Origin of the sequence: Psychrobacter luti, from assembly GCF_014192115.1 — a bacterium.
Taxonomy (GTDB): Bacteria; Pseudomonadota; Gammaproteobacteria; order Pseudomonadales; family Moraxellaceae; genus Psychrobacter; species Psychrobacter luti.
In genome coordinates, this window is sequence record NZ_JACHXL010000003.1 from 347967 (window position 1) to 361210 (window position 13244).

At 41.8% G+C, this 13244-nt stretch carries 12 protein-coding genes; 11 read left to right on the forward strand and 1 reads right to left on the reverse strand.

Annotated elements, in window-relative coordinates; translation table 11 throughout:
* Positions 1 to 215 precede the first annotated feature (215 nt).
* The 5 genes from ppk1 (at position 216) to FHS24_RS08420 (ending at position 4159) form a co-directional block, all read left to right on the forward strand.
* Positions 216 to 2483 carry a polyphosphate kinase 1 gene (ppk1, locus tag FHS24_RS08400; RefSeq protein WP_183620621.1) on the forward strand — a complete coding sequence of 756 codons (2268 nt, stop codon included), beginning with the start codon at positions 216 to 218 and terminating at the stop codon, positions 2481 to 2483.
* Between the two features lie 335 nt (positions 2484 to 2818).
* A complete protein-coding gene (locus tag FHS24_RS08405) occupies positions 2819 to 2989 on the forward strand; it encodes a hypothetical protein (protein WP_183620622.1) in 171 nt (56 codons plus the stop codon).
* A 96-nt stretch (positions 2990 to 3085) separates the two neighbouring features.
* On the forward strand, positions 3086 to 3337 hold the full coding sequence (locus tag FHS24_RS08410; RefSeq protein ID WP_183620623.1) for a hypothetical protein: 252 nt from the start codon (positions 3086 to 3088) through the stop codon (positions 3335 to 3337).
* A gap of 119 nt (positions 3338 to 3456) precedes the next feature.
* Complete coding sequence (locus tag FHS24_RS08415; RefSeq protein WP_227671744.1) at positions 3457 to 3798, forward strand: hypothetical protein; 342 nt, start codon at positions 3457 to 3459, stop codon at positions 3796 to 3798.
* Between the two features lie 130 nt (positions 3799 to 3928).
* Positions 3929 to 4159, forward strand: a complete 231-nt coding sequence (locus tag FHS24_RS08420; protein ID WP_183620624.1) for a hypothetical protein — start codon at positions 3929 to 3931, stop codon at positions 4157 to 4159.
* Positions 4160 to 4298: 139 nt separating this feature from the next.
* On the opposite strand, the gene FHS24_RS08425 is transcribed toward FHS24_RS08420, so the two are convergent.
* A complete protein-coding gene (locus FHS24_RS08425) occupies positions 4299 to 5012 on the reverse strand; it encodes a MiaE family protein (protein WP_183620625.1) in 714 nt (237 codons plus the stop codon).
* 715 nt (positions 5013 to 5727) lie between these two features.
* On the opposite strand from FHS24_RS08425, the gene FHS24_RS08430 reads away from it, so the two are divergent.
* From FHS24_RS08430 to FHS24_RS08455, 6 genes are all read left to right on the forward strand, one after another.
* Positions 5728 to 7926: a malate synthase G gene (locus FHS24_RS08430; protein WP_183620626.1), complete on the forward strand. Its 2199-nt coding sequence runs from the start codon at positions 5728 to 5730 to the stop codon at positions 7924 to 7926.
* Between the two features lie 568 nt (positions 7927 to 8494).
* Complete coding sequence (locus tag FHS24_RS08435; protein ID WP_183620628.1) at positions 8495 to 9454, forward strand: porin; 960 nt, start codon at positions 8495 to 8497, stop codon at positions 9452 to 9454.
* Between the two features lie 192 nt (positions 9455 to 9646).
* Positions 9647 to 11281, forward strand: coding sequence for a CTP synthase (locus tag FHS24_RS08440; RefSeq protein ID WP_183620630.1), 1635 nt, complete (start codon positions 9647 to 9649; stop codon positions 11279 to 11281).
* A gap of 280 nt (positions 11282 to 11561) precedes the next feature.
* Positions 11562 to 12437 (forward strand): 3-deoxy-8-phosphooctulonate synthase, encoded by an 876-nt coding sequence (gene kdsA, locus FHS24_RS08445; protein ID WP_183620632.1) that lies wholly within the window; start codon positions 11562 to 11564, stop codon positions 12435 to 12437.
* Positions 12438 to 12473: 36 nt separating this feature from the next.
* Positions 12474 to 12728 carry a heavy-metal-associated domain-containing protein gene (locus FHS24_RS08450; RefSeq protein WP_183620634.1) on the forward strand — a complete coding sequence of 85 codons (255 nt, stop codon included), beginning with the start codon at positions 12474 to 12476 and terminating at the stop codon, positions 12726 to 12728.
* A 205-nt stretch (positions 12729 to 12933) separates the two neighbouring features.
* Positions 12934 to 13158 carry a heavy-metal-associated domain-containing protein gene (locus tag FHS24_RS08455; protein ID WP_087814437.1) on the forward strand — a complete coding sequence of 75 codons (225 nt, stop codon included), beginning with the start codon at positions 12934 to 12936 and terminating at the stop codon, positions 13156 to 13158.
* The last annotated feature ends 86 nt before the right edge of the window (positions 13159 to 13244 follow it).

Consider the following 13244-nt stretch of genomic DNA (forward strand, 5'->3'; position numbering starts at 1 on the left):
CATGATTTCAAATGGCGGTAAGACTAATTGTGCTATGTTATAGGATGCCAATATAGATAGTAGGTAGCTACTCTAAAAGAAATTGGCGTAAATATAATCAAAAAGAGTATTAGCGTAAAAATGGCATAAAAGTTTTTTAGGGCGTGTCCTCATTTTATAAATGGTGATAAAAATAAAAGATGATGGCGTATCGATAACGCTAAAGGAGTGGGAAGATGGCAGAGATAGATAATAAGCATGAAGTTAATGACAGTGTTGATATGAGTATAAAAACTGACAATGAAATAAGCCCAAGCCTTATTGAAGTGAGTGACAATTCGATTGATGGTTTAACCGATAGTGTGACTAACAGTTTAACGGAGAGCTTGACTGACATTGATTGGCAACGTTCAGAAGATGGCAGCTATTCACCGAGCAGCTATATCAATCGCGACCTGTCATTATTACAATTTCATTTGCGGGTTTTAGCGCAGGCGGCAAGTTCGCGGCATCCCTTATTAGAGCGTCTATTTTTCTTAATTATTTTTTCATCCAACATCGATGAGTTCTTTGAGATTCGCGTTGCCGGTATCATGCAAAAACTCAATCTAGGTGATGTATCGACCAGTGTCCACGGTATGCGCCCAAGCGAAGTATTAGAAGAGATATCCGTTATCACTCACGCTGCCATCGCTGAACAATACCGTATTTTAAATGAAGATATCCTGCCCGCACTTGCCAAAGAAGATATTCGCTACTTAAAACGTGATGAGCTAAATAGCGAGCAATCGGCGTGGATGAAGCGCTATTTTACCGAGCAAGTATCACCGGTCTTGACGCCTATCAGTATTGACCCTGCGCATCCATTTCCACGCTTGGTAAATAAAAGCCTAAACTTTATCGCTACCTTAGAAGGCAAAGATGCCTTTGGTCGTGATATCAATTTGGCGATTGTGCCAGCACCGCGCAGCTTGCCGCGCGTGATTCGTCTGCCTGACGAGCTGACAGGTGGTAAAGAGCACCATGTGATGCTATCAGCCGTGATTCATGAGCATATCGGTGAGCTCTTTCCTGGGATGAATGTCACGGGTTGCCATCAGTTTAGATTGACGCGCAATGCGGATTTGGACTTGGCAGACGATGTCGATGATATTGCCAAGGCATTGGAGGGCGAGCTTGAAAACCGCCGCTTTGGTGACAAGGTGCGTTTAGAGGTCACCACCGACTGTCCGACGCCCATTAGTGATTATTTGCTCAATGAGTTTGAGCTGCATGACAATCAATTATATCGCGTCAATGGACCGGTGAACCTAACGCGCCTGCTGTTTGACTTTAATATTCCAGCGCTGCGTTATCAGCCGTTTACCCATGTCGTACCCAAGCCTTTTCGCCGTGAAGTCGATAAGCTTGATAAAGCGACCAGTATGTTTGCAGCGATGCGTAAAGGTGATGTCTTGGTTCATCATCCGTTCCATGCGTTTTCACCGATTATCAATTTGCTCTGGCAGGCGGCAAGCGACCCAAAAGTGTTGGCCATTAAACAAACCTTATATCGTTCAGGTACCAATTCAGAAATCGTCAAAGCCCTAGCGGCAGCAGCGCGTCATGGTAAAGAGGTGACGGCGGTTATTGAATTACGCGCCCGCTTTGATGAAGCGTCTAATATAGCGGTTGCCAACTATCTACAAGAAGCAGGCGCAGTCGTGGTTTACGGAATTGTTGGCTATAAGACCCACGCCAAGCTGATGCTCATCGTGCGCCGTGAAGACGATAAGATTCGCCGTTATGTTCATCTAGGTACTGGTAACTATCACGCTGCCAATGCCAAAGTTTATACCGATTATGGCTTATTTAGTGCTGACCCCGATATCTCAGAAGATGTTCATAAAATATTCCAAGAACTAACGGGAATGGGCAAACCAGCCAATTTGAAAAAACTCCTGCATGCACCGTTTACCTTGCACGAAAAGCTAATGAGCTTTATCGATGACGAGATTGCTCATGCCAAAGCAGGCAAGCGCGCTCATATCATGGTCAAGGTTAATGCGCTGACCGAGCGCCGTCTAATTGATAAATTATATGATGCGTCGCAAGCAGGAGTTAAGATTGAGCTAATTTTGCGCTCCATGTGCTGTCTGCGTCCGCAAGTAAAGGGGTTGTCAGAAAACATTACCGTGCGTTCTGTTATCGGGCGTTTTTTGGAGCATACACGTATTTATTATTTCCATAATGATGGGGATGAGCGCTTATATTGCGGTAGTGCCGACTGGATGGATCGCAATTTATTCCATCGCGTTGAGGTGGCGTTCCCCATTGAAGACAAAAAGCTATTTAAACAGATTTATGAAGATGGTTTATTAAATTATCTCAAAGATAATGTGCAAGCATGGACGCTTGATGGTAATGGTATTTGGCAGCAGACAGAACCTGCCGCAGGTGAGCTGCCGCATATCGCGCAAGATTATTTATTAAAGGTTATCAATCGCGTTGGCGAGTCAGTTTAGAGAAATGGCTTTAATCAGCTGGTTTTACTAGCGTAGCTTGTTGATGTTTTTTATTAACCTAAATAGTATTAACTTTTAACAGTTCTAATTAAATTATTCTAATTCGAAGCCAAGCGTGGATTTAACCTGCGCTTGGCTTTTTGGTGTTAATAATCTGTATTGGGAATAATGATAAGCAGTGTAAGGACGAAACATGCGTTACAAACTGTCTGGTAACATCACATTTATTCACACATTGATACCGCAGTACACTGGTTAGCGATTGAAAGTTCTTCCTATAATTGATGTAGGCTTTGTTACTCATACATCAATTATAAAAAAATAGGAAATGAATCATGAGCAATACCAATAATGATACCTCAGATATTAAAAAAGCAGCAGAGCAAGCAGATAGTCAGCGAATCGAGAAGAATTTACAAGAAAATAAACCAGTCGATGCGCCGGAAGAATTAAGTGAAGAAGAACAGACTTCTTTTATTAATGATGAATTACGCACTGATAAGTGATATTAACTTCATTACAAAGAGATCAGTAGCAATTAGCATCTTTATTAATTCATAAAAATAAACAATATTTTAAACCATAAAAGCGAGGGACGCGCCATGCCAAATAATACCCATCCAAACCATGAAGAAGCGGTACCCGTTCGTGATCCAGCAGCCTTACACCCAGATAATACCCAAGATAGTTATGAAGGCCGTAAGCACGAGCCAGATATCGATGGACCACAGCAGAAATCACAGGAAACGGACGAGATATATTCCGATCCTCGTAAAGAAGAGGATTTACCAGCAGGCGGTAAGAATGTGGCAGATTTAAATGCTTATGATTTATCCCAAAAAGGTAACGAATAACATTAAGTTGTCGTTTAATTTTATAAGTAAATAAGCAATATTAGACATTCAATGATTAATACTAAAGATAACCGCAATATTTGAGCATGATAATAATTAAACATGATAAGGATGCCATGATGCAAAATGAAAATATGCAAACCAAAGATCCAGCTTTGACCAAAACGCGTTTAGATGATGCTGATGTTTCTACTGATATAGAAAATAGCATGACTGAAAATAAAGGGACAGATACCTTTAAAGAAGGCGTTATTAATTCAGAACACGTTAATGATAATGACAATCCTGCACGTCAACCAGATCGCCGTGACCAAGAAGGCAATGCATTTGACGAAGGTATCAACGAACACACGACTGTTAGCGATGCTGCTAAAAGCGCAGGTATCAATGACTTAAATCGCTATGCAAACGTTGATAATGCCCAAACGCGCGTATTAAATCCTGATGAAAAAGATTTCTAAGAATTAGGTTTTCAGCATCAATTTAATGAGGCGCTAGATGTTAAGGTGAATACTATTTTTCGTTTAGATAGCAGTTTATATACTACTGTATATACTAGTGATGCTAACAAGGTTAGAAAAAGTAATTGCCATGAATATGCCAGATGATAGGGATGCGGAAACGAGTGATTTAAAAACGGCTCATTTAAATGATGGTATGCCGCTCAAAGATGCCGATGATAATAATGGTATTGTTGCCGATGATGCATTGCAAACAGCCAATCCAGCAGAAGCAGCAAGGTTAACGGATGACCAAGATCCGCATCATGTCGCAAAAAACCATAAAGATTACGACAGCGCTCTAATGGAGAGCGATAAATAACAGTTTTAGAAAGCATGAAGCCAAAATGTGCAACAGTTAGCCGATTCTCATTTCGCTAATTATTGCACCTTTTTCTTTTTAAACCACCTTTTAGATTGGTTAAAATCCTAGCCGTTAAGATATGGCTCAAACTCTATAACTAAGTAGGTTCACCACTATGAAAACGTAGCTCAGTATCTGGGCTCGATATCAGCTCTGACTCTACTGCTTTAAAAAAAGCAACGCGCTCGTCGATATTGTTCTCAGACAGTGACTGCGCAAGTGCCAAATAATCTTCAAAATGACGGCTTTCTGATTTAAGTAAGTAGCGATAATATTTCGCCAGACGCTCATCATTGATGACTTCAGCCAATGCGGCAAATCGTTCACAAGAGCGTGCTTCAATAAACGCCCCAATAATTAATACATCTATCATCGCTTCTGGCTCGTAGGTACGTTTATGTTTTAGCATGCCTTTGGCATAACGTCCGGCACTTAGATATTGCCACTCTTGCCCGCGCTCATTTATGATGCTGAGCACCTGCTCATAATGCAGCATCTCCTCGCGTATCAACTGCGCCAATTTACGTTGTAAATCATAAGAAAACTCATACCGAAATAATAAGTTCATTGCTGTGCCAGCCGCTTTCTTTTCACAATTGGCATGATCTTGAATGATTAATGGCAAGTCAGCAATGGCGGCATTTACCCATGCTTGTGTGGTTCGCGCACCTAAAAACTCGTAAATAGGTGATAGGTCGACCTTTATAGGCGTTCGTAATTGCGCAATATCGACGCTATCTTCTTGAGTACTGTTTTGTTGAATGCTGTTTTCTTGGGTTAAAGTTGCAAGGTTTTGTGTGTTGATAGTCATAGTTTTATTGGGCTTTATTAACGAGTGGGTGTAGGGCAGTATTTATTAGAGAATAATGAAAAGGTCTGAGAATGAATAAGTCTGCTATAGTCGATTCAACTTAAAAAAGAATACATGGCTGTTGAGATAAATTTTGCAAAGCATCGAAAAGTGCGAAGCGCACAGCAAGCAAGAAAAATTTATCCCAGCAGCAGGCTATTTTTAACGTGCCTTTTTTATATTGAACTGAATATATATTGGCAAATATCTTTAATGGCGTTTGGAATTTCTGACATGGCGGATAATCTGACGCACTTGGTACTTTCAAATACCTTAGCTTAATAGATAACCATTAAGCATAAATCGAGATAGTAATGATTACTTACAGTTTATATATCATTTCAATTATTGGACTTGAGCAATGTTTTTATGGTATCTAAAGCCATACGTCTTATAGAGTATCATTTATCTACAGCCTAAGTATTTACTTGCTGAATGATGTTTCCTTGTTTATTTCATTATTTGATAGTAGGATGAGATTTTGCTTTTGGACATTCTGTCTTACTATTAAATGCTAGTGAATAGTTGGATACTCAGCATTATATCAATTATCAATGCTATCGCAAAAAGTAAGGATTATCGCCTTAGTATTTGCTCAAAGCTGGTCTAAATAGTAGCAACTCAGATAGTAGTAACACGGGATTAACACACTTCACGAACAGATAAGGATAATAATATGAGCCAGTCTTCTAACGCCAATCGTATTCAAAAGGGCATTCTTGCCATCGATAAGCAGATGTTCGATTTTATTGAAAACGAAGTGCTGCCGAAAGTCGGTGTGGATTCAGACAGTTATTGGTCAGGTTTTGAAAAGGTCATTAAGGAGTTTACGCCGCGTAATAAAGCGCTGCTTGCAACCCGTGACAAAATCCAAGCCCAGATTGATCAATGGCATCTAGACAATCCTGCCAAAGACGGCGACATTGACTATCCTACTTATAAAGCGTTTTTGCAAGAAATTGGCTATCTGTTACCAGAAGGTGATGATTTCAAAGTCAGTACCCAAAACGTCGACGACGAGATTGCCCATATCGCAGGCCCGCAGTTAGTCGTACCCGTACGTAACGCGCGCTATGCATTAAACGCGACCAACGCTCGTTGGGGCAGCTTATATGATGCCTTGTATGGCACAGACGTGATCAGCGATGAAAATGGTCAAGAAGCAACAGGTAGCTATAACCCAACTCGCGGCGCCGCTGTCGTAGCCTATGCCAAAAAATTCTTAGATGAAAACTTTGCCCTAGCATCAGGATCCTACAACGATGCCACTAGCTTCAAAGTTGTCGATGGCAAGCTTGAAGTAGCACAAGGCGATAGCAGCACTCAATTAAAAGATGCTGCTCAATTTGCGGGTTTTGTGGGTGAGGCTGAAAGCCCAACCGGTATCTTATTAAAGAATAATAACTTACACGCTGAAATTCAAATCGATGGCAGCCATCCAGTAGGTAAAGACGATCCTGCGAACATCAAAGATGTACTACTAGAATCAGCCATCACTGCGATTCAAGATTGTGAAGATTCAATCGCTGCGGTCGACGCTGAAGAAAAAGTTGAAGTATATCGCAACTGGTTTGGTTTGATGAATGGTGACTTGCAAGAAACCTTTGAAAAGGGTGGCAAAACCCGTACCCGTAAGCAAAATCCAGACCGTGAATACACCACGCCAGATGGCGGCACACTTACCTTACCAGGTCGCTCGCTACTATTAATTCGTAACGTTGGTCATTTGATGCAAAACCCTGCAATCTTAGTCGATTTGGGTAATGGTCAAGAAGAAATTTTTGAAGGCTTGATGGATGGTTTGATTACACCGCTATTGTCTTTGAATGATTTAAAAGGTAAAAATGAGCTATCAAACTCGCGCAAAGGTTCAATGTATATTGTTAAACCAAAAATGCATGGTCCTGAAGAAGTCAAAATGGCCAATGATTTGTTCAATGCCTCAGAGGAATTATTGGGCTTAGAACGTAATACCCTTAAAATCGGTATTATGGACGAAGAACGCCGTATGACGGTCAACCTAAAAGAAGCGATTCGCCAAGCCAAAGAGCGCGTTATCTTTATCAATACAGGCTTCTTAGACCGTACCGGTGATGAGATGCATACCAGCATGAACGCCGGACCTTTTGTACGTAAAGGCGATATGAAGTCAGAAGCATGGCAGCCAGCCTACGAGCAGTGGAACGTTGATATCGGTCTAGAGACGGGTCTACAAGGTCACGCCCAAATTGGTAAAGGCATGTGGGCGAAGCCTGATGAGATGAAAGAGATGATGGAAACCAAAGCCGCGCATCCAAAAGCAGGCGCTAGCACAGCGTGGGTACCATCACCAACGGGCGCAACCTTGCACAGCATGCATTATCATGAAGTGAATGTCGCTGAGGTTCAAGACAAGCTAAAATCACGCGCGCGTGCCAGCTTAGACGATATCTTGACCATTCCATTGGCAAAGAACACCAACTGGACGGAAGAAGAGAAGCAGCAAGAGCTTGATAATAACGCTCAAGGTATCTTAGGTTATGTCGTACGCTGGGTAAACCAAGGCGTTGGTTGCTCTAAAGTACCAGATATCAACGATGTTGGTCTTATGGAAGACCGTGCGACATTACGTATCTCAAGCCAGCATATCGCTAACTGGCTGCATCATGGGGTCATCAGTGAGCAGCAAGTGATGGATACTATGAAGCGCATGGCAAAGGTCGTCGATGAGCAAAATGCTGACGATAACGGCTATCACCCCATGGCAACTGACTTCGATAACTCGCATGCCTTTAAAGCAGCCTGTGACTTGGTGTTTAAAGGCCGCGAACAGCCAAGTGGTTACACTGAGCCATTACTTCATCAAGCACGTCTTGATTTAAAAGCCAACTGCTAAACCAATTAGTCCATATGATTGATATGGCTAGCGTCAGTTGTTAATAACGGGCTTTTCTTTAGGGCTACTTATCTAGTTATAAGTAGCCCTTTATTGTTTGTTTTTCAATAAACGCATCAAATAAGTCTATGTTGTTAGTGCTGATATTTCTCAATATCACCTCTATTTGCCCATGGCGAGTAGGGGTGTTTTTTTGTCTCTAATTAAATATAGGTTAAACCTCATAGTGGACATGGCTTTGAAGATTTTTTGTCATTAAAGACGTAAAAAATATGTTGCAAATTATGTCAAAGTTGTTATGCTTGTACTCGAAGTATGAGTTTGGTAACGGATGTTACGCAACAGAGCGATAAAGACCAACGTTTACATGGCAGTTACGATTTTGATCCCAGTTATGTAAGTCATGGTTTTTTTCATCTTACGGTAATAGAACTTCGCCACACTTGTTTCTGACTAATCTCGGTAGCCAGTTACACATTATATCTTTGAGGATTTGTGACGATACCATTTTGGGCACCGGCTAATAATAGCTCGCTCATTACTAAAATTGTAAAGTGGAGATACCCCCATGAAAAAACTACTTTTAGCTACAGCAATCGCTGCCCTATCTGTATCTGCAGCCAATGCAGCCCCAACTCTATATGGTAAAGTATCCTTATCAGTAGATGTAGTGGATTCTGATATCAGTGATTCTACCGATGTGTCTCTAAACAGCACGGCATCACGTATTGGTCTAAAAGGCTCTGAAGCTTTGACTGCTAACACTGATGTAATCTATCAGTTAGAATACGTTGTAAATCCTGATGATGCAGACGGTAAACAGTTTGAATCACGTGATACTTACATCGGTTTCAAAAACAACACAGCTGGTACTTTTAAGTTTGGTCGTAACTCTTCAGTCACAGATGGTATTAACAACGTACAGCAAGCATTCGGTGGTATTCAGGGTACTGTATCTGGCATCGCTGATGGTAACCGCGTTGATAACTCTATGATTTGGACAGCACCTACCGCTGCCAACCTCCCAGTACAATTAAACCTAATGGCTTCTACTGAAGAGAACTTTGGCGACGCAGGTTATGGCGCTTCAGTTATGTTTGACCAAGGCGCTGGTTACACACTAGGCCTAGCATATACAGATACGCTAGATGCTGACGCTGAAGTACTACGTGTTACTGGTAGCTATGACATGGCTAAAACCATGGCAATTCCTGCAGAAGTAGGCATTATGTATCAGCAAGCTGACTGGAATAATGTTCCAGGTTCTGTTAAAGAAAAAGAGCTAATGGTAACTGGCGCTTACAGTGTTGCAAACACCCCATGGACTGTATGGGCTGAGTTTGACCAAGCGAAAGATTGGGCTGGTATAGATGATGCAAAAATTACTAAAATTGCTGTAGGTGGTCGTTACGCCTTTAACCAAGTTGCCACTGGCCATATCTACGCAGGTAATGTAGACTATAAAAACGTCTTTAGTGTAGACGGTGACGATATGATTGTTGGTACTGGTATCGAATACAAGTTCTAATCTAACCATTAGAATCTGATTATAAAAAACTCATCCTTCGGGGTGGGTTTTTTTGTTGTATGAGTTTAATGATAAAAGAATGTCGATGATAAGCACCAAAAAATAAGAGTTTTGAGCAGTTTGCGCTTTTGCCCTATATTTTGTGGCGGATTTTTAGTAAAATCCTTCTTTACCAATTACCGAAAGAGTACTATGACCAAGTTTATATTTGTGACCGGTGGGGTAGTGTCCTCACTAGGAAAAGGTATTACAGCCGCTTCTCTTGCTGCCGTTCTAGAAGCGCGTGGCGTAAACGTGACCATGACCAAAATGGATCCGTATATCAACGTCGATCCAGGTACGATGAGCCCGTTTCAGCACGGCGAAGTATTCGTGACCGAAGATGGCGCCGAGACCGATTTAGATTTGGGCTACTATGAGCGTTTTTTACGCCATTCAAAGATGAGTAAAAGCAACAACTTCACCAGTGGTCGCATCTATCAAAACGTGCTGAATAAAGAACGCCGCGGTGAATATTTGGGCGGTACGGTGCAGGTGATTCCGCATATCACTGATGAAATCAAAAGCAAAATCCTTGCCAGTGGCGAAGGCTATGACATCGCTATTATTGAGATTGGCGGTACGGTCGGTGATATTGAGTCACTACCATTTATGGAAGCCGTACGCCAAATGCAAGTAGAGCTAGGTCGCAATCGTGCCATGCTGATGCATTTAACGCTGGTGCCTTATATCGCGAGTGCTGGTGAAACTAAAACCAAGCCGACCCAGCATTCAGTTAAAGAGCTGCGTTCTATTGGTTTGCAGCCTGATATTTTAATCTGCCGCTCTGATCATCATATCTCACAAGACAATCGTCGCAAGATTGCGCTGTTTACCAACGTCGAAGAGCGTGCGGTTATCATGTGTGAAGATGCGCAAAGTATCTATCAGATTCCGCGCACCCTACATGAGCAAGATCTTGATGATTTAATCTGTGAGCGTTTTGGTCTTGATTTGCCAGAAGCGGATTTAAGCGATTGGGATAAAGTGGTTGAAGCACAGCTGAATCCTGAAGCGACGGTGACGGTAGCGATGGTTGGTAAATATGTTGAATTGCCGGATGCCTATAAGTCTATCAATGAAGCCTTGCTACACGCTGGTATCACCCATAAAGCCGACGTCAAAATCGACTATATCGATGCTGAGCTATTAGAAACAGATGATGCGTTATTTGCTCGTCTAAACGATGCCGATGCTATTTTAGTACCAGGTGGATTTGGTGAGCGCGGTACCAATGGCAAAATGAAAGCCATTACCTATGCACGCGAAAACAACGTGCCCTATTTAGGTATCTGCCTTGGTATGCAGTTGGCTGTGATTGAGTATGCTCGTAATGTACTGCACATCGATGCCAACTCTTCTGAGTTCCACCGCACGGCGGCTGAACCTATCATTGGTCTGATTACCGAATGGTTAGATGAGCGCGGCGAATTACAGATTCGTAGCGATGATTCAGACCTTGGTGGTACTATGCGTTTAGGTGCACAGCAAGCGGAACTGGTTGCTGGTAGTAAGCTTGCCCAAATCTATGGCTCAACGAATATCACTGAGCGTCATCGCCATCGTTATGAGATGAACAATCGTTATATCGAGCCATTAGAGCAAGCAGGTATGAGCATATCTGGTTATTCTGCCAAGCAGCATTTGGTCGAGTCGGTTGAGATTCCTACTCATCCTTGGTTTGTCGCGGTACAGTTCCATCCTGAATTTACCAGCTCGCCACGCGGTGGTCATCCACTGTTTAATAGCTTTGTAAAAGCAGCAAGAATCTATAGTGATAATAAATAATCGTTATCGCACGACCGCTTGATAGTTATAAAAAAGACTGATCTTCGGATTGGTCTTTTTTTTGACCTTAATTTAGCATTTTTCGATGGCGGTTTTTATAAATATAGATTCTACATAGGTCAGTTATGATTATCGATTAAGTCTAATTACGCCCAATTACTCTTGAATACTTTTTTTCATGGGGCTATCGGTTACAATATGGGAGAGTAATATTAATAAGAACTGTTCATAACAACAGTAAATAACGACAGTAAATAACAATAGCGAGGTTCACCGCTTCATGGAAAATCTATTAACGGCGCAATCACATATTCAGCTTACAACGCCAAATGGCAATACGATTAAAATTGGTAATGACCAACCATTTGTATTATTTGGTGGTATGAATGTCTTAGAATCAAAAGAATTGGCGTTTGAGATTGCCGAGCAGTATGTCGAAATATGCCAACGTTTAGGTATCGGCTATGTATTTAAAGCCAGCTTTGATAAAGCCAACCGTTCAAGCTTAAATTCATATCGCGGCCCGGGTTTAGAGCAAGGTATCGATTGGCTTGGGCAAATTAAAGAAAAATTCCAAGTGCCAATTATCACTGACGTCCATGAGCCGTATCAAGCAGCGCCTGTCGCTGAAGTTGCCGATATTATTCAGCTTCCTGCGTTTTTATCGCGTCAGACTGATTTGGTGCATGCGATGGCAAAGACAGATGCGATTATCAATATCAAAAAAGCGCAGTTTTTAGCCCCACATGAGATGCGTCACATCGTTAACAAGTGCCTTGAAGGTGGTAACGATAAGCTTATCCTTTGTGAGCGTGGTAGTGCCTTTGGTTATAATAATCTGGTCGTCGATATGCTCGGTTTTGATACTATGAAGCAGATGGATATCCCGGTGTTTTTTGATGTAACGCACAGTTTGCAGCAACCAGGTGCGCGTAGTGATAGCGCAGGCGGTCGCCGTGAGCAAATCACAACCCTTGCACGCGCAGGTATGGCAACTGGATTGGCAGGGTTATTCTTAGAGGCGCATCCAAGTCCAGAAATCGCGAAGTGCGATGGCCCGTGTGCACTGCGTATGAATCAGTTAGAGCCGTTTTTACGTCAGCTAAAGCAGATTGATGAGTTGGTCAAAGGCTTTGAGGTATTAGATACGCATTAATGATGTTAATAATGATATCGATGAGAGGATAAGACGATGGCGATTAAAATGGCGCAGGTAAGTATCGAAAATATCGGCGATACCGAAGGGCTTGAGAGCGTGATGACGGCGCTAAAAAACATTACCGGTGTGACTGAAATTGAGCTGGAGCCTGAGAATGGTGTTGCCTTCATTCATTATGATGATACGCAAACGACTATTCACGCTTTCGTTGCTGCAATCAGTATGGTTGATTATGTTACTCAGCCGTTTCCTATCGATGCCCCACAAAATCCACGTTATCATGATTAGTGGTGAAGCACTGATAAAGGAACATCATTTTCGTAAAGCGGTTTCGTAAAGATACGAGTAATCAAACTTGTTGTTCAGCTTAATTGAGCTTATGCTAGTTAAATGCTGCAATTACTTTATTTAGAAAACAGTGATGAAAGCAGTTTATTTAAGCGATAAAAATACTCATTAATAAAAACTCATTTATAAAAATAAGGAGCCTCTCATGGCAAACCAAACACGTATTATTAAAATTGATGGCATGACTTGTGGCGGCTGTGTGGCAAGCGTCCATAATGCCACCGCCGATATCGATGGTTTAGATGATATCAGTATCGAGCTTGCAGACAACCAAGCGACAGTCACCTTTGATGATAGCAAAACCAGTGCAGAAGTCATTGCTGCTGCTATCGATGAAGCGGGCTTTGATGCAACCGTTGCTAACTCGTAAGCATTGTCATTTACTTAAGTAAACCAGCTATCATGGCTGGTTTTTTAATGGATATCTAAATGGTTTTTTTAATTGACAGTCACTTT